Source organism: Vibrio sp. DW001 (assembly GCF_029016285.1).
Lineage (GTDB): Bacteria > Pseudomonadota > Gammaproteobacteria > Enterobacterales > Vibrionaceae > Vibrio.
This window is the reverse complement of record NZ_CP091975.1, coordinates 2,257,956-2,281,776: the sequence shown is the minus strand read 5'-3', so window position 1 is coordinate 2,281,776 and position 23,821 is coordinate 2,257,956. Positions and strand designations below refer to the sequence as shown.

Annotated in this window: 15 protein-coding genes; 8 read left to right on the top strand and 7 right to left on the bottom strand. The window is 37.9% G+C overall.

The features are described from left to right. Window positions 1-26 precede the first annotated feature (26 nt). Window positions 27-716 carry an RraA family protein gene (locus L3V77_RS10330; RefSeq protein ID WP_275134077.1) on the bottom strand — a complete coding sequence of 230 codons (690 nt, stop codon included), beginning with the start codon at window positions 714-716 and terminating at the stop codon, window positions 27-29. An 87-nt stretch (window positions 717-803) separates the two neighbouring features. Between L3V77_RS10330 and L3V77_RS10325 the strand changes: the two genes are divergently transcribed. Together L3V77_RS10325 and L3V77_RS10320 are read left to right on the top strand one after the other, a co-directional pair. After that, complete coding sequence (locus tag L3V77_RS10325) at window positions 804-1,694, top strand: LysR family transcriptional regulator (RefSeq protein ID WP_275134076.1); 891 nt, start codon at window positions 804-806, stop codon at window positions 1,692-1,694. Between the two features lie 446 nt (window positions 1,695-2,140). After that, window positions 2,141-3,304, top strand: coding sequence for a hypothetical protein (locus L3V77_RS10320; protein WP_275134075.1), 1,164 nt, complete (start codon window positions 2,141-2,143; stop codon window positions 3,302-3,304). A gap of 146 nt (window positions 3,305-3,450) precedes the next feature. Here the strand turns inward: L3V77_RS10320 and dgt are convergent, their stop codons facing one another. Beyond that, window positions 3,451-4,989 carry a dGTPase gene (dgt, locus tag L3V77_RS10315; RefSeq protein ID WP_275134074.1) on the bottom strand — a complete coding sequence of 513 codons (1,539 nt, stop codon included), beginning with the start codon at window positions 4,987-4,989 and terminating at the stop codon, window positions 3,451-3,453. 435 nt (window positions 4,990-5,424) lie between these two features. Here dgt and L3V77_RS10310 point away from each other — a divergent pair, with 435 nt between their 5' ends. Beyond that, window positions 5,425-7,032: a PTS transporter subunit EIIC gene (locus L3V77_RS10310; protein ID WP_275134073.1), complete on the top strand. Its 1,608-nt coding sequence runs from the start codon at window positions 5,425-5,427 to the stop codon at window positions 7,030-7,032. 100 nt (window positions 7,033-7,132) lie between these two features. Continuing rightward, window positions 7,133-7,981, top strand: a complete 849-nt coding sequence (locus L3V77_RS10305; protein WP_275136746.1) for a MurR/RpiR family transcriptional regulator — start codon at window positions 7,133-7,135, stop codon at window positions 7,979-7,981. Window positions 7,982-8,148: 167 nt separating this feature from the next. Here the strand turns inward: L3V77_RS10305 and L3V77_RS10300 are convergent, their stop codons facing one another. The 5 genes from L3V77_RS10300 to L3V77_RS10280 all read right to left on the bottom strand — a co-directional run bounded on the left by L3V77_RS10300 (window position 8,149) and on the right by L3V77_RS10280 (window position 12,747). Continuing rightward, the gene (locus L3V77_RS10300) at window positions 8,149-9,144 is read right to left on the bottom strand and encodes a 3',5'-cyclic-nucleotide phosphodiesterase (RefSeq protein WP_275134072.1); all 996 of its coding nucleotides are present in this window, start codon (window positions 9,142-9,144) and stop codon (window positions 8,149-8,151) included. A gap of 546 nt (window positions 9,145-9,690) precedes the next feature. Beyond that, window positions 9,691-9,873 carry a hypothetical protein gene (locus L3V77_RS10295; protein WP_275134071.1) on the bottom strand — a complete coding sequence of 61 codons (183 nt, stop codon included), beginning with the start codon at window positions 9,871-9,873 and terminating at the stop codon, window positions 9,691-9,693. A gap of 59 nt (window positions 9,874-9,932) precedes the next feature. Beyond that, the gene (locus L3V77_RS10290) at window positions 9,933-10,367 is read right to left on the bottom strand and encodes a GNAT family N-acetyltransferase (protein ID WP_275134070.1); all 435 of its coding nucleotides are present in this window, start codon (window positions 10,365-10,367) and stop codon (window positions 9,933-9,935) included. Between the two features lie 466 nt (window positions 10,368-10,833). Beyond that, on the bottom strand, window positions 10,834-12,033 hold the full coding sequence (locus L3V77_RS10285) for an SIR2 family protein (RefSeq protein ID WP_275134069.1): 1,200 nt from the start codon (window positions 12,031-12,033) through the stop codon (window positions 10,834-10,836). 531 nt (window positions 12,034-12,564) lie between these two features. Beyond that, window positions 12,565-12,747, bottom strand: a complete 183-nt coding sequence (locus L3V77_RS10280) for a hypothetical protein (RefSeq protein WP_275134068.1) — start codon at window positions 12,745-12,747, stop codon at window positions 12,565-12,567. A gap of 1,058 nt (window positions 12,748-13,805) precedes the next feature. On the opposite strand from L3V77_RS10280, the gene dptF reads away from it, so the two are divergent. The 4 genes from dptF to L3V77_RS10260 all read left to right on the top strand — a co-directional run bounded on the left by dptF (window position 13,806) and on the right by L3V77_RS10260 (window position 23,798). Continuing rightward, window positions 13,806-15,368 (top strand): DNA phosphorothioation-dependent restriction protein DptF, encoded by a 1,563-nt coding sequence (gene dptF / locus L3V77_RS10275; protein ID WP_275134067.1) that lies wholly within the window; start codon window positions 13,806-13,808, stop codon window positions 15,366-15,368. Further along, a complete protein-coding gene (gene dptG / locus L3V77_RS10270; RefSeq protein ID WP_275134066.1) occupies window positions 15,365-16,777 on the top strand; it encodes a DNA phosphorothioation-dependent restriction protein DptG in 1,413 nt (470 codons plus the stop codon). Before dptF ends, dptG begins: the two co-directional genes overlap by 4 nt. Further along, on the top strand, window positions 16,758-21,887 hold the full coding sequence (dptH, locus tag L3V77_RS10265; RefSeq protein ID WP_275134065.1) for a DNA phosphorothioation-dependent restriction protein DptH: 5,130 nt from the start codon (window positions 16,758-16,760) through the stop codon (window positions 21,885-21,887). The genes dptG and dptH overlap by 20 nt, the downstream gene beginning before the upstream one ends. 201 nt (window positions 21,888-22,088) lie before the next feature. Beyond that, window positions 22,089-23,798, top strand: coding sequence for an AIPR family protein (locus tag L3V77_RS10260; RefSeq protein WP_275134064.1), 1,710 nt, complete (start codon window positions 22,089-22,091; stop codon window positions 23,796-23,798). Window positions 23,799-23,821: the final 23 nt, after the last annotated feature.

The window sequence follows — 23,821 nt, the reverse complement described above, 5'->3', positions numbered from 1 at the left end:
TTGTTATCTGGATTAAAGGGTTGTATTTATTCGTTGTCCGTTTGAATAGAAGATAATTTATCTTCTAAGTTCAATAGGTTAGCCGTGGTTCCACCGTTTATTATTTGTTTTATAAATTCGGTTTCTTTTTCTTCGCGTTTCAGACTCAGTTCAATGACTTCGTCCAATCGGTGCCTTTTGACTACAACCACTCCGTCACGGTCTCCTACAACAATGTCTCCAGAGTTTATTTCTACACCAGAAATATGTACTGGAACTTCAACCTTCCCTACTTGGTTCTTTCCAGTGCTTTTAATGCTTAAGCCCTTGGAGAATACAGGAAATCCCATATCAATAATTGCAGTCGAGTCCCTCACGGCACCATTGATTAAAAGTCCACTTAACCCCATACGCATCGCCTGAGATGTCAGTACATCCCCCCACGGTCCAGCTTCTATAAAACCTTTAGCATCAAGTACCAGAATGTCTCCTTGATGTGCCCGTAACATTGCGTAATGTACCATCAAGTTGTCAGCAGGCCTCATATCAACGGTATATGCTGGACCAGCAAAACGCATATCTCCGTGCAATGGTTTGATACTACTATCTAATGCCCCTGTAGCCCCCTGAGCTTCATAGATAGTTGCAGTGCCTAATTGTTTTAAGCACTCCATCTTCTCATTAAAGCTATTCTTAAGGGGGTCATGACATATCGAAATATCACCGTCACTCATCATTTATCTCCTATCTATATAACTGAACTAATTATTAAGTTATATTTAAATGAATACAAACATCGTTTTTTGAACTTAAGATAAGATTAAATGAACCTAAAACAGATAAAGTACTTTTGTGAGATTGTAAAAGTAGGCAGTGCTGCACAAGCCGCAAAAAACTTATACGTTGCACCCACAGCAATAAGTATGCAAATCTCTCAACTGGAAACCGAACTGGGCGGGCAGCTATTTGACCGCACCACGCGCCCGATGGAACTGACTGATTTAGGCGAGTTTTTCTACCCTCGTGCGACGGATATTCTTGCCAACACAAATCAACTAAAACGAGAAACAAAAAAAATCGTAGCGGGTCAGCATGGCTGGTTGGGGCTGGGATTTGTCCGCTCTGCCTTATTTTCCTTTATGCCTTCAGCGATAAGAGCATTCAGGAAAGAATACCCTGAAGTCCAGCTCGACCTTGTTGAAGAGCTTTCTGACTACCAACCTGACAGTATTAGAAGTGGCAAATTCCATGTAGGTATATCCAGATTTATAGGAAGCCCTGTTGTGCCTGATGGGTTTATTTATCAAGAGATAATGCAGGACCCATTCGTTGCTGCGGTTCCAGTAAACCACCCATTTGCTAGTAGAGAATCGCTGAGGTTGAATGAATTGTGTAAAGAAGAATTCATCGTTTACCCAAAAGATCCTTTGAGCGTATTCAGTGGACAGCTGCTGTCATTGTTCAGGGAAAATGGACTGGAACCCCAGATAGCTTATGAAGCCGTAGAAATAAATACCGCAATTGCCCTAGTGTCTGCTGGATTAGGTTGTACATTAGTTGGAGAGTCGATATCCAGTCACCAAAGTAATGATGTAGTATTTGTCCCAGTTGACGATCTCAAAACAAAAAGTGTTGTAGGCGCCATATTCCTAACCGACGAGAAAAGTGTGTTTGTAAAGAAATTTGTAGAGTGTCTGAAATTAGGCTGCGAATAAACATGCATACTTAAGGCTCATAACCCGTTGTTAAAACTTGCTTACTTTTGAAGTGATTGTGCATGGTTCGGTAACATCTAAGTATTAGTGAGCTCATCGAAAGCAGGTAACGAGATTTGTCCGCCTAAGGTCCTCGCAAAATCATGTTGGGGAAAAGCCTGTTATCCAATCCATTCCATTGATGTAGCTCGAATCTGGGTATCCCTAATTAACGGCTTTACGCAACTATTAATCTTTGAATTATTTTTGCATAGTAATACTGCGATCTCTAATGTTACGTAATGCAAGCAGATTGATAGTTAACCTTTATGTAAGTGACGTAATTCACCGCACCACTACAACAGAGTGTATTATCAGAGAGTGACCATTATTTGATAGGTGTCATTGCCCTTGCTTATCCGAATGGGCAAACTTATTCATAGAATAATTTAGTTTGGTCTCCCTATATGTATAAATTACTGGCCCTACTGTCGATGGTGATGTTATCTGGGTGCGTTGCAACTCAAGGTGGAATGCAGGATTACCTTGTCACAAACCAACATTTGCCGACAGACCAAAAAATTGCCTATTTGGAACAACAGAACCCATCCGATGGATTCAGTTCGAACGGCCCATGCAATACCTTGTTAGAGTGCAGTATTTATACGAATGATATTGAATTGGCTGAATGGTTATTGGCTAGGTGGGAAGACCAATATCGTATGCACATGATAGTGAGGGATAAAGTCTATTATGACGATGAGTATTATAAAGTCAGATATACAATCAACGCGCCTATAAAGTTTGGACTTAATGATGAAGACGCTGTGAAGTTTATTCGGCTTATGAAGCAGCACCGAATAGCGTCGGATGTTTGTGGGTATGGAAACCTTTCACCAATTACCAATGCCTATATTAATAATTATCCTAAAACCTTGGCCTTGCTGCTCGCCGACCATAAAGTAACGTCTAATGGTAAAGCAGACTTAACTTCCACGACCGAATGCAAGTTTCCAATAGACGCCTTAAAGGTGCAATATGTGCCTAGTTGGGATAGCGCACCCGGACTGCTTGAGATGGCGATGATGTATTACGACGGCAGCCCAGAAAAAAGCCAAATGTTTACGACTATTTTGGATAACGGATCCGATATTGAAACGGTCTCTAACCATAGAGATACACGTTGTTATAAATACTCAAGAAGTTCAGCGTTGGCTTATTCGGCATGCGAAAATAACGAGAAATCGTATAAATTCTTAACAAAATACTACACGAAAACAGACCGATTGAGTTTGGATGACAAGCAAAAAATCTTCGCACACGCACAAGAAGTGGTAAATAACACGCCATCAGTATCAGATCTTAAGAAAGAAGCCGATGAAGATGAACGCATAAAGGCTCAGAAGTGGAACGATTATAGATCTGAATTGGCAGCCGCTAGAAGCCAACTGGAAGAAGAAGTGAGACAGAACGCTAACAAGAAAAAGACAGCACAAACAACCCTGCTATCTAATGGTGAGAATACCCAAGCAGCGCTTGAAAATGAAGTTAGAAACCGTATTCACGCTCAAAATAGTAGTTCAGATGGCACTATTGTTATAACCGCAGAAAAAATGGGCGTTGCTGACTAAGCAAAGACCTTACTGGTTCAATGGTGGGGATAAATCATTCAACAGTGTCTTTCGTATATAACTCTATTAGGCCGTCATCCTCGTGGAAACGAGGATCTCGTCAAGCGCGTAGTCAACCAAATACATCTTAAACCATGCAGTAAAAACTAACTCGGATCTATCACCATTAGTGCTCGATACTCGTCAAAGGCAAATTGGTCGGTCATGCCACTGATGTAGTCTTGAATCAACCGTACCCGAAAATAAAACTCCCAAACATCGGGCGCATATTCATAGGGTAATTTGGCAATGGCCTCTTCTTTCAAGGCATTCGTGTAAGCACGCAAATGTTTACTAGGGAGTTTATTGAATAAGCGCGTTTCATAAAGTGGTGTGTCTTCTTCACCTTCAACAATCTGGGTGAAAGTATCGCTATCAAGCTCGATAAGCGGTTTGTAGATATCCAGAAGCCCGGTAATAATTCGATAGCCTTGTAACTTGCGGGCGTCTACTTCTGGTGCGCAGATGGCGTATTTTACTGCGATGTTTTTGAGGGTTTGTACTAACGCGTGTTCGGTGCTTTCATCTTCAATTAATGCTCGATTAAAGCGCCCGTGATAGATAGCGTCAATGTTTTCAATAAACTGGTTCGCGGCGTAATTCGGAACTCGTTTATTTATCTCCACTCGGAGCGTAATGAAGAAATGACTTGTTGCGCAGTTATTTGCTTTCTGTGCACTTTCTGAAGCCAATTTTACAATGTCTTCCATTTCGTTAGTGGCTGCGTTTTTATACTTGGCCAATAGGTTGGAATACTCTTCAATTAAGATTCTTTCTAAGTGGGATGGGTCAATAATGTTTTTCTCTACGGTATCTTCTATATCCGCAATACCATAAGAGATATCATCGGCGGCTTCCATAATATAAGAAAAGGGTGAGCGGCAGCCTTCTTCCATGCTCAAGCAGGTGCGTAAACAAGAGACGTAGTCGTCTTCACTCACGTAATAACCGACTTTTTTCTTCAAATAACTCAATTCATCGTTATAGTCTGGATTTTTCTTTTTTAGTTCTTTTGGGCTGAGTTGGTCTGCCCGACGGGTGTATTTTAGAATGCCGGATACCTGTGAGAAGGTCAGGTTTAACTCTAGTAGGGTGTGGACCAATCGAATTGCTTGGGCATTGCCTTCAAAGTTTGATAGGTCTCGATAAAGGGGTTCAGGTAGTTCGATTTTAGCTTCAGCGGCATTGGTGGCTATAAGGGTATGTAACTGTTTTTCAAACCAACAATTAATCGCCTGTTCACCAAAGTGACCAAAGGGTGGGTTACCAACATCGTGCATGAGGCAAGCCATCTCAACAATAGATTCAAATTGTCGCTCCAACTGATCTAAGTGATAGTGCTCTTTTTCCTGTTTATCTAGTTGCTTAAATACCTCTTGGACAATATATCGACCCACTTGTTGAACTTCCATTGAGTGAGTTAAGCGACTTCGAACGGCAGAATTTCTTTCTAAAGGGAATACCTGCGTTTTTTGTTGTAAGCGACGAATGGCAGCCGAATTGATGATTCTTCCTCTGTCGCTTTCAAAACTGGATAAACTGGCAATTTCTTCTTGGTTAGGATGAAAAGACGAAGCTTTATTGATGTCGCCATTAGAGCGATAGAGGCGCTTAGAACGTACTTTACTGTTGAAGTTAATGGTCATCTTATCCCTTATATGCAATCAATAATGCTACCAGAGTTATAGTAAGAGATTAGGTGCGTATAAGCCAGTAAATCAATAGCTTGAGAGTTTGTCTGTTCTTAAGCTAAATACACCCTTGCTTTAAACTGCCTTAGTCAACATAGCGGTAATTTCTGTGTTGTTTAATACCGTCCCTTGTACTTGTTGAATAGAGAGAACAAAATTGCTCGCATCTCAATATGGTTATTGCTATGTACGCCAATGGTGATGAACTGGTCACATTTATGAAGATATGTTTCATTCACTATGAAAATAATTTTCAATATAGATCACATATTTTCTCCATTTCATTTGAAGAAAATCTTCATGCGTCTAGTATCAAGACGAGCCAATGAATATTTTTACTCATCAAAAGAAATAAAATATCTTTTATAACAATAATTTAACGGAGGATGTATGAACAACATTTTTTCAGTACTTCAACAAATCGGTAGGGCATTCATGCTGCCTATTGCCGTTCTCCCCATCGCGGGGATTTTGCTCGGTGTTGGTGGTGCTTTTACCAGTGGACCACTCATCGAAACGTATAATCTAACCTTCTTAGCCCCAGGAACCGTGACCAACCAGTTCTTAGTGTTGTGTTTTAAATCGGGTTTATTTGTATTTGCAAACTTACCGCTTTTATTTGCTGTTGGCGTGGCAATAGGTATGGCGAATAAAAATAAAGAAACCGCCGCGTTATCGGCGGTATTAGGTTTTCTTCTATTTCATACCGTCATCGGTACGTTGTTGGGCTTTCAAGGCCTTACACCTGAAACAACAACCGTTGATGCGCTTATTGCATCAGGCGCAAGCCCCGACGGAGCGGTTGGTTTAACATCACTGTACACTAAAGAACTGGGTATTTTCACACTTCAAACGGGTGTATTTGGTGGTATCGTATGTGGTTTATTGTCTGCGTTTATTACCAATCGTTTCTCGAATGTCGCTCTGCCTGATTATTTAGCTTTCTTCAGTGGTAACCGTTTTGTACCAGTGATGACCATGTTGCTCTTTATTCCTCTCGCCTTCTTTTTTCCTTTTATTTGGCCACCCATTTTTAAATCTATTATATTCGCAGGTGAAGCATTCTCTGCTATGGGATATATAGGTACTTTCTTCTATGGTTCGTTAATGAGATTGCTGAATGTATTTGGACTCCACCATGCTATATACCCATTATTTTGGTATACCGAGCTTGGCGGTGTTCAAGAAGTCGCGGGTGAATTCGTCTCTGGGGGACAGAAAATTTTCTTCGCTCAACTCGCTGATCCAACCACTGTTCATTTTAGTTCAGAAGCGACACGCACAATGACCGGCGGCTTCTTGCCAATGATGTTTGGTCTGCCCGCCGCCGCTTTAGCTATGTACCGCTGTGCGGATGATAAGAACAAAGCGAAAGTAAAAGGCATTTTGATTTCAGCCGCGCTTACTTCATTCTTAACGGGGATCACAGAGCCTTTAGAGTTTACTTTTCTGTTTGTTGCACCAGCACTTTATGCCATTCATGCGGTACTTGAAGGTGTGGCATATATGCTAATGCATATGCTTGATGTGGCGGTTGGTATAACGTTCTCTCGCGGTATTATCGACTTTACGTTCTTCGGCCTATTACAAGGTACAGCGAAAACATCGTATCAATGGATACTGATCTTAGGGCCAGTTTACGCTGTGGTTTATTATTATGTGTTTAGCTTTATGATCCGTAAATTTAATTATTCAACACCAGGTCGTAATGACTCGGACAACAAGCTTTACACTCGCAAAGATTATAATGGTAAAGACTCCGGTTTAATCGACGATATAGTGACAAACCTAGGCGGTGTAGAGAATATCTCAACGTTAGATGCGTGTATTACACGCTTGCGTGTCAGAGTAATAGACAGCACATTAGTAACGGATGATGATGTTTGGAAATCATTGAATGCAAAAGGAGTGATTCGTTCTGGTGACGGCATTCAAATAATATACGGCACCCAAGCTGAAACCTATAAGAATCAAATCATAGAAAAGTATAATCTATAGCAACTTATAAATAATTGAACCCAACGTCAGTTGGGTTCTTGTTTTTTTCGTCGCGACTTGAGTTATACTCGTAGCGAAAGAAAATAGAATGAAATCCATCATGAACACGCCTATTCAAACTAACATGCTCACTCGACTGCGTTATAACATTGACGACTACAGTCCCAAGCTCAAGAATGTTGCCAACTTTATTTTGTCAAACTCTGATAGTGTTCAGTATTTTACGATTACTGTACTTGCGAGAGAAACGGCAACGAGTGAAGCGACGGTCATTCGCCTATGCAGAGATCTAGGGTTTAAAGGGTATTCTGATTTTCGAATGGCATTAGCGATTGAGATTAATCAGCCACAAGCTCATCAAAAGAAGACAAAACGTAGTGAGAATAGTGATTTGATTCATGTTGCCACTAAAAATGCGATGACTAGCTTGCAGGATACCAGTGATTTAATTGATAGAACGCAGGTTCAGCGCATCTGTAAATTAATCCATGAGTCTAATAATATTTATTGTGTGGGTGTAGGAGCCTCTAGTGTGGTAGGTCACTACCTTTCTTACCGTTTAACACGTATTGGTAAATGTTCAATAATATTTGAAGATACACACATTGCTGCCATGCGCTCAGTTACGTCTAAGCAAGGCGATATGTGGTTTGTAATATCAAGTTCAGGTTCTACTAAAGATGTTGTTTATACCGCCAAGAAAGCGCAAAGCCAACAGGTTCCCGTGGTTAGTTTAACGAACATTCGCCACAGCCCACTTTCAGCAAATTCAGACGAGGTATTAGTTGCGGCTCGTCCAGAAGGACCGTTAACTGGCGGATCATTTGCCTCAAAAGTGAGCGCGTTACTTCTGATAGATATTCTAATTAACCAGCTGGTGGATGAGTACGAGCAGTATTCAAAGGCGGTAACTGAAACGGCCGAAGTGACTATGCAATTTATGGTTTAGCCAGCTAATCTGCGTTTATACAAACAAGATAAATGTCGACCTTATTTCTCGTTCCCACGCTCTAGTGTGGGAACAAATACGTGATTGAGAGGTGCAAGGTATAACGCTAAAATTAGCCTGACTGTAAATGCAAGAAGGGCATTAACAGATATAAGCAACCGCTTATGTTAAAACTGCAATGAGTCACCTTGCTCAGGGAAGATAAAATTAACACCTAATTTGTTTTTATCGGCTAACTGTTTTTGAATGATAACTTTAGGGTCTTCGACATTTTTTAAGCTGTATTTAATGTGGCTTATAACCACATCTAACCCTTCTAATGAACCAGTACCATTCATCTCTTCTAATACTGTTAATTCTTTTATCAGCCAGTTTGGTGTTAAATGGCCAAATAAAAGTTTATCAGGTGTTTCATTAGTGAAAGAAACCTCAATGACAATGCCTTTTAATTTACCTTGCTCAATAAAAGGTGCCAATGTTGACCAAGCACTATGCAATGCCGAGCTTTTTTCGATTTCATCTGGACCCGTATCACCGAAGTAAGCAAACACATCATCTTTATTATTTTTTAAAATAAATACGGTAGACTGACCACCAGAATGAGAAAGAGGCAATGCCATAACACGCATTGTTGTGTTTGAAATTGTGCTCCATTGAGTAGGATTTAGGTCAACATAATTGTATTTATTAAGCTTAAAACCACGTCCTTTGTTGGCAAAGTTAGGCCATGCTGACCAGTTAAAATAATTATCCATCAGATCTTGATTGGTTTTTTCTAATGCGTAAATAGGTTTTTTACTGTCATCTGGTGAGGAGATAATCAAACCTGCTACATGATCTAAATGCGCATGACTAATTAAATAACCTTTAATCTTTTCATTTAAAATATAACCCACTTTGGTATAAGGTGAATTATCTGACAAAGCAACGTGATCAAATGCGCCTTGTTTCTCTGCAACAATCAATCCATTAACAACCGTTCCTGAATCAAGCATGACAAAATTAGAATCTTGTTCACTTTTAATTAAAAAAGCCGTTAAGTTACCATCTTGTATTCCCCCTTTATTGCCTAAAACAACCGTATCAAAACTGGCGGATTGAGCAATAAAAGATAAAACACATAAGCAAGCGGTAAGTAACACCGTTAATTGATTTTTAAACATATAGAACTCCATCTATTGAGCATTCCTTGTGCGTAAATAATATCATACCGCGAGTGAGTGAATGAACTATGTACTATTTATGTCAAAAAATGCTCTTTCGACTTGATACGAAAATTCGTCGCGAACAGACACTATAAAAAGCTAACGGTAATCTCTCATTCTCACTCAAGATCAGTACCCCTTCATTTCATTGCAAGGTCTAGTCACGGGTGGTTGTTTATCGTAGGAAAACCAGTAGAGAGTGGTCTACAATAAATTACCCTATAGGTAAGAAAGTGTAGACCTCTTCAGGTCGTTAAGTTACTGCAAGAGAACGAGGTTCGTAAAAACATTAACATGGAGATGAGCCGCTTTGTTCCGAAGCATATTAAAGAAAGAACGCTCGATTACCCAGATTATTGGGCTTACGTGCCGTCAGAAATCAAGAGTATGTCACCCCAAATACTTAAAGGTGATAAACCAAACAATAAGTTTGATATGAGCCTTTAAACTTAACAGGGAATTAGATTGCCTTCCCACGCCCCCGCGTGGGAATACACACGTGACTTAAAGGCGCGAAGCACCACGAAGCTCATCTTCTGTAACCAGCTCATTCAAATAGTTAATCACCGTTTTCATCTCTAATTCGTTTTTATCCGTGCAGGTAGCGTAAAGCGTCGAAAGGTAGTCGCGGGCGAGTAGGGGGAGTGTAGTGTTATTTAGGTTTGGCGTTGAATTTGCGTTTGGCATAGGTGCCTCCGTAAGCGATTGAGCGAATCATCACCGAAAGGTCTCAATCATATTAATCCTTATGTGTTTGAACTTAAAGGGAGCGCCATTTCAACTAACCCTTTTACTTCAGAAATTCTAACAAAGCCTTTGGACTCATATAGTTTGATTGCTGGGTTTTCACTAAACACGCGTAGAACTAGCTGATTAGACTGACAATTGAGCGCATGTTTAACAATTAACTCAAGAGATTCAGACCCAACACCTCTACCTTGAAACTCAGGTAAAAGCTGAAAGTCCCTCAGGAAGGTAGTCTCGCCACTATAGCTAAAACGAAGAACACCAACACGCGTGTTGTCTAAGTGAACTTCATAGTTATCCAGCTTTTCCCAACTACATAGGAACTGGTTGTGATCCCAGATAATATCGCGAGCCTGATAGTAAGCAGCCATATTAGTCTTGGTTAAAGACTCTGCGAATAAGGGGTCACTACTTCTTACAAGCTGTATTTCCATACTGTTCCCTCTGGTTACACATAGCTTTTTATACGGCTCTTGACCGTACTTCACAGTCATATGATGCAATCTATTGTTTGTAATTTCAATTTTAATCAAAAGCTTAGTAGTTAAACTAAGAAGTTAGACAGCGATATGAAGCATAAACTCTGGGTGAGCTGAATTCGGAAAACTTTTTGTAGGGTAAAAGCACGTCCGAAAAGTACAGTCGTATATTTACTCTAAGCAGAAATGGGGCAGAAACGTGCTAGCGATAACCGCGCTGGCACATCTCTGGACAGAAACGAGTTTGCAGCTCACCTCTTCAAGCTCATTTTTAGACAAATGTGAGTCAGTTATATTACTAAATTAGGATATAACTGATTAACTGAAGTATGGAAAAGTAACGCCTTGCTAAGCGGATAAAAATGATTGGTTAAAATCGCGAAGCGATAACCAACTGTTTTTATTCCATTTAAGCAACTTGTTAGTTTTTGATTAACGCTTCAATATCAAAGTCTTCAGAAAAGTAATCTTTATAGACTTGAACTTCAGCTTCGGTAAAACCAAATTCATAAATGAACTTTTCTGCTATTTTTTCAGGATTAGGGTCTAATATTTTAATTTTTGGTTTGTTAACTCTTTTCATAAATGACTGTATAAAAAGCTGAGTACTCTTTATATCTGTTTTAGGAAATGAATAGCCAATAAGAATTATCTCGTCAGCCTTTTGAATTGCCTCTGATGTTTTAGACCAAAGTGAACCAAACAACTCTCCATATTGATCATATTTCTTTTGTTTAACTGGAGGAATAATCAATGGAATTGTCGGCACACCATCTCGAGGTGCTTTTCCTTTTTCGAAATGTGGTTTAGGTTGGCTGACAAATTCAATTTTTTGCCCATCTGGATCATATGCGACCATGTCTAAATTCACAGGATAATACCCATAAGAAAAACGCCCATAACCTTCCATAAAACGCCCTCGGTGGCATGGATAAGGCTCCTTTGTTGACTCATATACATATACGTCTTCGGGTTTCACAAATCGATTTAGAGTTGTAAAACCATCAAGCATATTTGGATGAATTGTTAACCAATTTGTTGAACCATGAAGTTTTAACAATTGAACCATTTCATTGTTTGGATTAGTATCTGAGTCGTCCCAACCGTTCCTATAAACAGATTTAGGGCTGAAGCTATACCCTTGATTCACGTTCCAACTTGATGTGTGTTCTAGAGCTCGTTCAATTAATGTATCCCAGTTAAATGTTGCTATAACATCACTTTGAGAAACTGATTCTGCTAGTCTTAAATGAGGCTTTGAAATAGGTCCATTTTGAATCTCATTAATCACAAATGAAAATAAATAAATTAACTCGTTATAAGACATTTGGTGAAACATGGATTCATTTTTGTTTCCTGCAGCAAGTTCAATTTGTATATCTTCTTCAATAGATGAATGAAAGTCTTCTATATCTATACCTTTACGAAGATAAGTATATGGATCAATACCGTACTTATTCATAATATATAAATGAATTTGCCCCTGTAATACCCATAAATTATTTGGTATATCTAGCTTGTCATATGTTTCAAAAAAATCACAAGCAATTGGCATTCTTATTCCTGTTTTAGAGTCCCCATATGCTTTGGAAGCACCAGCACCTAATATAAAAAGTTTCACTTTAAACTCCCCAAAAAACTAACATTCTTAACAACAGGCCTGCTCGTTTTTCTGCTTGCCTAACTTTCATTCAAGCTACCATAAATCACTGAAATATAATGTATATATATCACATTTCGCATTCTGTCTTTACGTAAAAACGAGCGAGCGCGTTATCACTTTTAACAATGCTCGTTATCTTGGAAAGACGAGCGCTAATCCTATGATTAACAATAACTTATTTAATCTTCTATCGACAAAACGAGACTGAACCCTCGACAAGGCAAGCCAATTTTTAGAATAAATTCGACGACATATGGGAGTGCGAGGATTGTAGTGGATTAATAGATTTGGCTACATAGCTAGAGTTTTTTTCATAAAGAAAAGTATACCAGACGCCAATTTAGATACGACTCAGAAAAGCCAGCGTAAAACATAATGGGGCAAAACCTTGTTAGTCGTTCGGTAATCACACGTGTGATCACATGGCGGTATCAATCAAACTCATATCTCTCTTATTCCCACGCTTTAGCGTGGGAACGAATACGTGATTTAGAGGTGCGAGGCACTCCGCAGTTCATCTTCTGTAATCAGCTCATTCAAATAGTTAATCACTGTTTTCATCTCTAGTTCATTTTTATCCGTACAGGTGGCGTAAAGCGTCGACAGATAGTCGCGGGCGAGTAGAGGGAGTTTGGTATTGTTCAGGTTTGGCGTTGAATTTGCGTTTGGCATAGTAGCCTCCGTAAGCGATAGAGCGAATCACCACCGAAAGGTCCTAAGCTTATGGGTGGTGAACTGAACAGGGTTAGGACTACCGCCACTTACGAAACGGCCAGCCGAAGCTGCCCCGCTCAGCCCACCATAATTCTAGGTGTGCTGGGCTACACATGATGATTTTTAAAAATCAATGTGTCGTAAGTGTGTAGGGCGGGGTCCTAAACCCGACACCGGATTTTGCCAGTGCCGCAACAGAGTATAAAAACATAGGGTTAGGTGCAATGGTTGTTTTGTTAGGTTGGTCTAAGAACGGAAGATTAATTGCAAACATAAACTTAATGGAATCGCTCAATTACTTCTTATAAAGTGCATGTTCTTGTAGTAGTTTGCATCCATTTAGTGGTTTCTAATTATGCTTGAAGTTTTGGATAGTGGTACAGGCTACTATCAATAAACAACATACCTCTTTGGTAGAGTCGTAATGCTTTCTATTATGTTAGAGCTCTATTATGTTGTCAGGCAGATTGTTATAATTCTGTTGTCGATGAGTAAATAAAAATACAATTTCCGATCATCTAACTGATTAACATGAATTAATTTTCCCATAATGTCATTTTTATTTTATATTTAATTAATTTTTTGCGGGTTAGATTGTTTTTTTTTGAGCTCATGTCTATATGATAGCAGTTTAGTAACAGCACAAGGCGCATGCAGTCACCACTGAAAGTGATACTGATACTATTTCTTTGTTAGGATACGACACCACTATGCATGCGTAATAGTGGTCAATGAAATCAAAATATCCGCAAGTCAGTAAGTATTCTAGTGGTTTAAAGTGAGATTAAGCTGTGATAAACCTAACTCACGATTTGATAAGGTTTGCCAGTGGAGTCAAGAAATGTTCGGATAAAACAGTGAGTCGAAACATACATAGTCGATCAATTCTTTGTCAAACAAATCAATGTTACCTAAACAAATGCTAATATTTTAATTATTATGCATGCAATTGCAATTGTATGTACTTTTTTATGGAGTCGAGCTACTTGATAAACTTTCGAACTGTGCTCAGTGTTATGTCCAAATCTTCACCGTATGCAGTATCTACCGAGCGAGATACTGTACTGTCAGCTGATTTGGATGCGATAAAAAAATACCTTTATGTAGAAACAGATATTGAATCGGATTTTAAAAAGCTATTAACTGGCTTATCATCAACCGATAAAAAGGTTATTTTTTTGTGTGGTAGTAGTGGTGATGGGAAGTCTGAGATACTGACAAAGTATAATAAAGACTATGGAAATAGAGCTGATTTTCACCTTGATGCAACGCATAGTTTTCGTCCGAGTGATTCGGCTATTGAAACACTTGATGAGTTGTTTACTGACTTTGAAAGTACAGCGAAACCGTTAGTTGTGGGTATCAATATTGGTATGCTAGGCAATTATGCACAAGAAGGCGCTGTGACAGAAGTGACAGCATCTATCAAAGCCTTTTTAGAGAAGCAGCCGACACCAGACAACCATATCTATTTAGACTTTGAAGATTACCCTAAATTCGCGTTAGAGATTGATGGCCACACCTCTAAGTTTGTAAAAGATCTGCTACAAAAAATTACAGCAAAAGATGAAAATCTAATTCGTCAACACTTCGATGTAGAAATGCAAAAACAAAGTCAGGATAAAAAGCTATGTGCTAACTATCAATTATTAGAGCGTGAAGAAGTTCAAGACGTCATTATCGATTTATTGTTTAAAGCGCGTTTAATGAAAGACCAATTCTTAACGGCTCGAGCATTATTAGATTTCATTTTTCACCTTCTTGCTGGTCCTGGTTACTTGTTTGATAACTTATTCAAAAAAGGTGATAACGAGTTAACCAATATCATCTCAGATTTTGATCCATCGATTAAACGCACACAAAAAATAGACAAATTCATTTTATCTCATTCGTTGCAGCTCCCTGATACTGATTTTGAAGATTACAAAACGGCATTATCTGATTTTGGTATACGACGGGGACAAAGTGCAGAATCATATATACGGTTATTCTATCTGTTAAGAAAGTCTGAATATGGCAATGAATACCATAAATGGTTTGTTGGCGATTTTGATGAGCACCTAATAGACAATTATTCAGAAGTTTGGCATTTGCATACTAGTTTCGATAACTCACCAGAGCAAAAAGAAAAATTACGCCATTTTTATCGTCAAACAGCAATCACAGCCATTCATAAATATAACAATCGTAATGCGCCTAAATTAGCAAAAGGGGAGTTCTTTATCTCTGAACATAATGGTTATTTCTTAGCTTCATCACTTGAGCTAAAAGCCGATGTAAAAGCGATTAAAAATAGCACAGAGAACAACACCTCTTTCTTCACGGCAAATTTCCGTGTTGGTGATAAAACCTTATCATTGATGGTAAATATAAATTTGCTGAACCTAATGCAGCGCATTGTTTCTGGTTATCGCCCCAACAAACATGATAAAAATACCGTTGTATTACTTGATGAATTAGTCGATGAAATTGCTGACATTGCAAACAGCGCCGATACTCTATACATCGTCGGCAAAGGGCAACAGCAATATAAAGTTACCAATGTAGATAATGAAGACTTTGAGGTGAGTGGATTATGAGTTTAATGTTAAGAGCTGATTTGCCTCAAACTAAAGATAAGGTGAAAAATAATACCTTAACAACCTATTTCCCAATTAACACAAAAGACAGAAAAGATATTTTTAATTGGGACAATGTATTAGGTTACGTCGTTAAGACATCATTTAGAAAAGAGCTACATCTTGAAAAACTGACCGATGATGAAAAACTAGCGATAAAAGAGGGTGAAACGACTGAATCAGACATTGCGCTAGTAAAGTTCAAGTTAAGTTGTGAACACAGTTTTAAAAACAAATTAGATGAAAGTGATTTCTGGCCAATTTTAGAAAAGATGTACTTTGAAAATGATCAGATTTTTAAAATATCACCTGAGTTTTTACTGTTTAAAACCATAAAACAAAAAGGCAGTGCAAGGGATGCAAGCTTGGGTAATATGTTTTCCAATTTGTTGCAGAACTTCTTTTTTAATGAGAAGCCAAATAACAAATTTAACTTCTTAGAAGGTCAGTTGTACTCTGAATTATTGAAGTTAATGCAGCCAAGTAAGAAGATTAAAGGTGACGAGCTAATTTTTTCTAAACCGAGCGAAGCACCATACCTGCCATTTATGGCTAAGCATATACAACAAGATCTCCGCTTTTTAGGTAAAAGACCTAAATATCTGCTTTCAATCTTCAAAGAGTTTTTGCACCTTTACGCACACCTGTATACGGCGCAGTTAGCGCTCAATCTGAAAGGGTGGAACAAAGGGGAACCGGAAGCACAATTAAGTTACTACATATTAGACAGTGAAAAAGCCAGTGATGAACGTTATTTAGTAAAAGATTATGGCTTTAGGCAGTTGTCTAATGCGTTATGGAACATTTTCCCTTACCTATCAATGAATGAAAGTCTGCAATCCAAAAAAATTGATAATGCAGTGAATACCGTTCAACCATTATGGGTATTAGCTGAAAACTTGCAACAAACCCCTCGCTCAACCACTCTGCTTAAAAATTATACTCTGGCATTTAAAGAGAGCCGAGATTTAAATTTAGATTTGACTGAAAGTGAAAACCCACAAGATGTGTTAGCAGACCTACTTAATTTGAGCAGAATGCAGTTTGGTATAAAAGAGACCCGCCATGAGATAAACAAGCTTTATGTTAAAGCTACAGAATCGGAATTCTGTAGCCATTTCGCCCAATCACGTGGCCGTGCAGGGCGAGTATTAGTCTTTAACCAAGATTATCTATTGTTGTTAACTAACTTAGCCATTGGAGAGCAAGACAAACTTCGTTTCCACGAGTTAATTAAAGCCTTTCAATCAAGAGGCGTATTTTTCGATAAACAGAGCCAACAAGCCTTAATCAACTTCTTTGAACGTATTGGTAATGTTGAACGTATGAGTGATAGTGGAGATGCAGTCTATGTCAGAAAAACAATTTGAGATCTTTCTAACTGAGCAGTTTTTAAAGTTAAATGAGACAAAACTACAACATGGCTACCGTTATCAGTTCCAATCGCCGAATAACAAAAATAGTCTGCGTTTATACAATGCGTTCATCGAAAAAAGTGATGACCAAATAACTATTAAAAACACTACGATTAGAGCATTAAAGTGTGGTAATACAAAGCTATTGCCTGTACTACACAATGAAAATGGCAGCGGTTATTCAGAGAATTTTATTTCTCATCTTCGTGATGAAGTAGCCGGACAACAAGGGGACTTTAAAGGTTGTGCATTGTTGGTTATTCACAACAGTATGCTGGATACATTAATTAACTCAGCGGAAGATATCGCACAAGTTAGCAGTGTTTGGCATCCTGAAAAAATTAAAGATGCCTTAAAAAGCTTAATTGACCCGCATGCAAAAGACCGTAAAGTATCTGAGTGTTTGTTAGACCACCGCTTTGCACAAATCGTGGAAGATGGTGCTACCATGTTTGGCTTTGAAGAACTTTACAAAGCAATTTTAGATGGTGATCTACAGTTCCATGAGTTGGGTTTATTAGACGATCCTGAAATACTGAATTGGAGCGGAAAACCAGAGCAGATTAACAATCGATTAGAAGAGAACAAAAAGTTATTTGATCGTATCAATACGGTAACTGAACGCTTTTCAACAGAGCTTGAAGAGAAGTTTGCAGAGAATGACTTTAGTGACAAGTTTGTTGCGAAGCATTTTTCTGATGAGAAATTAGAAAACTGGAAAACAAATCTAACATTTGCCGATTGTTTAGATGAAAAAAAGCGTAATGTCAGCAATGTATTAGAGCTTGAGTCGATTGATTTACAACAAATCGGAAAACCTGCTAAAAAAAGTAAATCAGACAATAAAGCAGGCAAACGTGAGCTGCATATAATTTTGCCTTTACAGCCAACCCAACAGAGTTTTGACCTCTCCTTAACCTTCTTAGGCGGCAAGATTGAGAAAAATCAACTCAAGCTACAACATACGAAAGATCCAAGTATCGAAATTCAACAACCCAATAACAGTGGTGGCAAACGTAGTAAAGTAACTGTAACTGGTGCATTTACGGGTGAACCTACGTATTTTAGTTTGATTTTAAAAAGAGATAAAACCGCAGAGTGCTATAAGTTTCGTGTGTTGGTATTAACCGCTGAAAGCTTTTACCTACCAGCGTTTGAAAATATCTTCTTAATTGAGCCAAGTAAAAAACGAATTACCCTACAAACTGAAGACAACAGTTTTGTGATAGCCGAGCAGGGTAATAAGGCTAAGCTAGAGCAAACCGGGCAACGGTTTGATAACCAAGATATCAAAGAGATCGATTTTGAAGCATTGGCCAACGAGTCAAACGATATAATTTTTGAGGTGGCAAGCCCAAGAGGTTGCTTAACTTTTAACGTAGAAGGGGCTGTAGCATCCGATTCACTCTCTTTACCACTTATGTTAGATACAGAGCATTTTGTACATCTGTTTAAAGATAACAATTATGCATGCTTTAACCGCAAAAAAAACAAGGTGTTGTTAGACTATAAAGAAGTTGCCCCGAAAGGTCGGCGTTTGACACTACTACAACGTGAAGCGGATTTTTTAGATAAACAGCTATTAAACCATCACGTTGATCCACAAAATAGTGTGGAGCTAAAAGCGATCGAAGTTGATTTCCCAGAGATCTACCTTGCATATCAGCAATTATTTGAATACTGCACAGTCAATAAAACGCTCCCAAGCTTATCGAGCTGGGGCGGCGAATTTAGAGAGATAGTCTCGGAATTAGTAGAAGCCTATAACGAAGCGATTGCTGCTATTGGCTATGATGTGATGCTAACAAAATCTGAAAGGTTATTAGTTAATATCGGGTATGCGCTATACCAAGAAAATGAAGAATACCGTGAATATATAACGCCACTTCACCCATTAGTATTGGCTTATCACCTCAGCCTTGCAACGGCGATAGTCATGGATAACAGTAACGATAACAGCAGTTTTAAAACACTACCTAATGTGACGTTAGATCGCCTAAATGCACGCGGATTATTACCTTTTGTTTATCACCCTAAACATGAGTTTGCTTTTACCAAATTAGAAAAAGATAACTGCATGTGGTTAGAATTAGTCCCTCATCAGGAAACAAGCTACAACTACGTGCGTAAATTAGTGAAAGATAAAGTGACTGAGTTTAAAGATGCCTTCAGCTCATTATTTACCGCGGGTAGCAAAGCTACACTGATTATTAACTCTGTTAATAATCATAAAAATGTTGAACTGTTTATGGGGCTAGTGGACTACGTTAAAACGCAAAAAGATAAAGTCTGCCATATTCATGTGAATCTTTATGATGATAAAGAAACGCGCTGTGAATTCGACCGTTTTGCAGAAACGGCGAGTTATGATGAGTTGAAGTCATTATACAGTTTAGATAAAGGTGCAATCCGTGAACAAGCCGATGCTATTATCGATTTACTACGCACGCGTTTGACTTACAGTAAGTTCCGAAACGATGAATGTAAAACAAAGCCACAAGCGTATGCACACCTGAGTTTTTTTAGAAATCACCATAAAGTTGAACCAACAGATGTAAACGTATTAGAAGAGATAAGTGGTGTGGTTTGCCATGGATTATTAGCGGGTGAAGCTGCCGATAGTAAAGAGGAAAGTTATTTCACTGCTTTTGGTTTAAAGAATGTTACGACTGATAACAATGCGCACCTAAGCATGGCTCGGCGCCTAAATGGTCTGATTAAACCTGCTCGTAAAGCTAATGTACAACATGGCCGCGCCAACTCATTAGCATTAGCGGTGAGTGATGATTTTAAAACACTACTTGAGCGCTCTTATGATAATTCTATTTGGACCACTATTATTGACCCTAAGGTTACGTTAGACTTTTTTGAAAGTGCTAAAGATATGGTGCTGATCCATTACTCAGACAACTACACTAACTCAACTAACTACGATGCGATTACCGTAACCAAAGAAACGGATTTGTATAAAAAAGTATTAGAACAGGATGAAGGGGGCATTATTGAAGAGTTTAATGCCTTTAATGGTGAGTGGTTACTGAAAATGATCACCGCCAACAGCAACGAGCGAAAAGAGAAAAAAGGCATTATTGGGGCCTATAAATATATTAACTGCTTATTAGCAAAATCCGATATTACCTGGGTGCCTTTGTCAGTCGCTGAGATGGTGCGCGTTGCGGGTAACATTGGTTTGAAAATGAACGATAGCGATTTCTCGCGTAATGTGCACGGTTACAAATCGGGTGCGATCTCAGATGATGTGCTGTTTGTCGGTTTTAAAGGCAATCAACTTTACCTATTACCCCTCGAAGTAAAAGCAGGCCTTAAACAAACCCATAAAAAAGGGGTGGAGCAAGCTAAAGAGTTAAAGCGTTATTTAACACAGGATATTCTAGGGCGCGATGATTTAGCGGGGCACTTGTATCGAGGTCTATTTATACGCCAGATACTTATGCAGGTAGATAAATATAAGCTGTATAACCTTTATCAACCAGACTACTTTAACCCACTACTAAAACAGCGTGAGTGGTGGTTACAAGGCGATTATCAAATAGCTGAACTGCAAGACTACCCAGAAGGGTTTTTAGTAGCAATGGTAGATAATGACACCTTCTTTGAGGCAAGTTTTGAAGAAGTACAAAACATTCTTAAAATTCAGTTGCCAAGTGCTAACTTAAATCATTTAGTAAGCACGCCATTAGCAGAATTAATGGCAGATGCTTGCTCTGATACATTAAGCAAAATCCCTGAACAGTACCTGTTAGCTAAAACCATTAGTAAAAAAGCGGTAACAAGTAGCCCAGTAGAAAACGGCAATGTAAGTGGCAGCACTAAAATAAACACTGAAGAGGCTTCAGTTAAAATCGATAACACGAACGAAATTAAATCAAAAGTAAAGGCTGTAGACTCACTGGATAAATATAATCCTAATGATAACTTAAAGGTATTAGTTGGTCATAACGTACGTGATGATGAGGCGGTTTTTTGGGAGCCAACCAATACAGCGAAATTCATGAATACCAACTCTGGTATTATTGGCACCATGGGCACGGGTAAAACGCAGTGTACGAAAGCAGTTGTTACGCAGCTATATCGTGACCAACATAAAAATGTAGATGGCAGCCCAATCGGTATTCTGATTTTTGATTACAAGTCAGATTATGTGGATGACAAGTTTATTAATGCCACCAATGCGGATAAATTTGATTTAGATTGTTTGCCTTACAACCCGTTAAGTTTATTTGGAGATAAGGCAAAGCTTCCTGTGCATACCGCGAGTGCATTTGCGAATACTATGACACAAGCATTTGGGTTAGGACCAAAGCAACAAATGCGTTTAAAAAATCTAGTTCTTGATGCTTATGAGCTTAAAGGGATAGATCGTACTGATAAAAATACATGGTCGATTCCTGCACCTACATTGAGTGATGTGTGGGATGTATATATGGGTCAAGACAAAGTTGAACAAGACTCTTTATATGCAGCACTTGATAGCTTAGTGTCTTTCGAAATTTTTGAGCCCGATGCTAGTAAAGTGAAAAGCTTGTATGGCTTGATTGAAGGTGTGACTGTAATTGAGCTTGCTGGATATGACTCAAGTATTCAAAATTTGGTAGTCGCTCTAACTTTAGATCTGTTTTATTCACAAATGCAGAAGAATGGTAAGCCTGAAGTACAAGGGGACTTCCGCCAGGTGACTAAATTAGTGCTGGTGGATGAAGCCGATAACTTTATGTCCCAGAATTTCCCAAGTTTACGCAAAATCTTAAAAGAAGGGCGTGAATATGGTGTTGGGGTGATTTTGTCCACACAAGATATCACCCACTTTAAAACCAGTGAAAATGATTACTCTTCTTACGTACTTAGCTGGATTGTACATCGTGTATCGCAGATCAAAAATCAGGATATTAAATCGATTTTTAATAAAGATGATAAGCATGAACAAGAAAATTTAATGAAGTCGATTCGTGAGTTAGATAAGCATTACAGCTTATATGTGGATGGCGATAAGAAGATAACTAAAATCAAAGACAAAGCATTTTGGGAGTTACTTAAAGATGAATGATGCTGTAGTTGCAGAGAAAAATGTTAAGTCGTAAACCATGCGTATATTCAAATGGTCGAAAAAGCCAAACGTGATGCTGAAGCAGCTTATCAACGTGGTCATTTAGATGTAACTGCTCAGTTATGTGCTTTAGCATGCATAAAAAACAAACAATATAACTCTTAGAGTTAGTATATTAATAAAAATTAATTAAGGGATGACATGGCAAACGTTCATGATTTTATTATTTTAAATAAAAAAGTTGATAAATATGCCAAAAGGCTAGCAGATAATATTGGTGTTGAGCTACCTGAAACCGCAATAGAAAAGCGCAGATTAGGGTTTTATATCTACATATTAGAAAGTTTATGCAGTGAAAGTGACGTTGAAACAATTACTGATTTCATTATTGATACCGAGTTTAATCGGTTTGTTTTTGATGAATATATAAATGATAATGGTATGGATGCCGTTTATATTAATGAAGAGACAAAAGAAATAAAACTATTTAATTTTAAGTTTAGGAAAGAATTTAATGCCGATAGATCTCAAAGCTTAAATGACAATTTCACCTCGACCAAGTTTTTAAATTTAGTTTTGAGTGACAATAAATCTGAATTTGATAATTATCCAATTAAAATGAGAGAAAAGCTTTATAAACTTAGTGATGTGTTTGTAAGACCTCAAGAAGAATGGAATGTTACTTTGTATCAAGTAAGTAATGAAGCTAAAGAGGTTTTAGAATTAAACGAGGAATTAAAAAACCTAACAGATTTATATGCTATTAAAATTGAGCCAATTGGGCTGCCTTCCATTGCTACATTTATGTCAATTAGACCTGAAAAAATCAATGCTAAGGTTATTTTAGATAACGAAGCTGTTATGTGTTATAGCGAGGATGCAAGGGCTTCTGCAAAATCATTTATAGCACGGTTAAAGTGCAGTGATATATTGAGAATGACTAGTAATGTCGCTGAAAACCGAGAAAGCTTATCACCGATAGAATCTGAGTTTTTGAATGATAGTTATTTGGACTTTAGTGTTTTGTTTGATAATGTAAGGGGTTTAGTTAAAAATTCAAAATATAACTCTAATATTGCTAATACATTAAAAAACGACCCCAAGAAGTTTTTCATGTATAACAATGGAATTACATTAATTGCAGAAGATATTAAATCTAAACCTTTACCAGGTAATAAAAGCTTAAAGCTAGAAATAAATGGTTTTCAGATTGTTAACGGTGGTCAAACCGTGAGGACTATTCATGATTTTAATAAATTAGATAAAGAAAATTTAGAGAAATATTTATATGATAGTGAAGTTTTAGTACGGATGTTTATGCCGGATGCTGAGCTAAATGAAGCTCACAAAATTGCAGAGTTCACAAACAGCCAAAACCCAATTAAAGCGGTTGACTTAAAATCATTAGCATCCGAACAAATTGATATTGAACGTTATCTTGATGAGCACAATATTGCTTATGCTAGAAAAAACGGTGATACAGGTAAAAGCGATGAAAAAGACTATACGCATACAATTAATATGGAAACATTCGGAAAAATATTAAAGGCAATGGATGGTTCTCCAGACAAAGCCACGAATAGTGTCAAAAATATTTTTGAAAAAGAGTATCAGAGATTATTTATTTCTAACTTTGATATAAAACAAGCTCCAATATTAATTGAAACTTATTATAGCATCATAAACTATTACAAAGATTCAGACTTTAAAGGAAATCAATTGAAATATTTTTATGTGGTTTATTTAAATAGTAAAAAATATATTGATGGTTTTGAAGAGCTTGTTGTTGAGTTAGAAAGTTACATTGATGATTCAGACTTAGTTAAAGAGATTGGGGAAGTGAAGGCTCTTGGCACTACTAGCTTTAAGGATGAACTCATATCATTACTAGATAAAAAATATCTTTGTTAAGTTATTGTTTCAATAATATCTTT

Bases quoted from the DNA above. Each gene is read 5' to 3' on its own strand.
- L3V77_RS10330 (WP_275134077.1), bottom strand. From the start codon at position 716: ATGATGAGTGACGGTGATATTTCGATATGTCATGACCCCCTTAAGAAT.
- L3V77_RS10325 (WP_275134076.1), top strand. From the start codon at position 804: ATGAACCTAAAACAGATAAAGTACTTTTGTGAGATTGTAAAAGTAGGC.
- L3V77_RS10320 (WP_275134075.1), top strand. From the start codon at position 2,141: ATGTATAAATTACTGGCCCTACTGTCGATGGTGATGTTATCTGGGTGC.
- dgt (WP_275134074.1), bottom strand. From the start codon at position 4,989: ATGACCATTAACTTCAACAGTAAAGTACGTTCTAAGCGCCTCTATCGC.
- L3V77_RS10310 (WP_275134073.1), top strand. From the start codon at position 5,425: ATGAACAACATTTTTTCAGTACTTCAACAAATCGGTAGGGCATTCATG.
- L3V77_RS10305 (WP_275136746.1), top strand. From the start codon at position 7,133: ATGAACACGCCTATTCAAACTAACATGCTCACTCGACTGCGTTATAAC.
- L3V77_RS10300 (WP_275134072.1), bottom strand. From the start codon at position 9,144: ATGTTTAAAAATCAATTAACGGTGTTACTTACCGCTTGCTTATGTGTT.
- L3V77_RS10295 (WP_275134071.1), bottom strand. From the start codon at position 9,873: ATGCCAAACGCAAATTCAACGCCAAACCTAAATAACACTACACTCCCC.
- L3V77_RS10290 (WP_275134070.1), bottom strand. From the start codon at position 10,367: ATGGAAATACAGCTTGTAAGAAGTAGTGACCCCTTATTCGCAGAGTCT.
- L3V77_RS10280 (WP_275134068.1), bottom strand. From the start codon at position 12,747: ATGCCAAACGCAAATTCAACGCCAAACCTGAACAATACCAAACTCCCT.
- dptF (WP_275134067.1), top strand. From the start codon at position 13,806: ATGTCCAAATCTTCACCGTATGCAGTATCTACCGAGCGAGATACTGTA.
- dptG (WP_275134066.1), top strand. From the start codon at position 15,365: ATGAGTTTAATGTTAAGAGCTGATTTGCCTCAAACTAAAGATAAGGTG.
- dptH (WP_275134065.1), top strand. From the start codon at position 16,758: ATGTCAGAAAAACAATTTGAGATCTTTCTAACTGAGCAGTTTTTAAAG.
- L3V77_RS10260 (WP_275134064.1), top strand. From the start codon at position 22,089: ATGGCAAACGTTCATGATTTTATTATTTTAAATAAAAAAGTTGATAAA.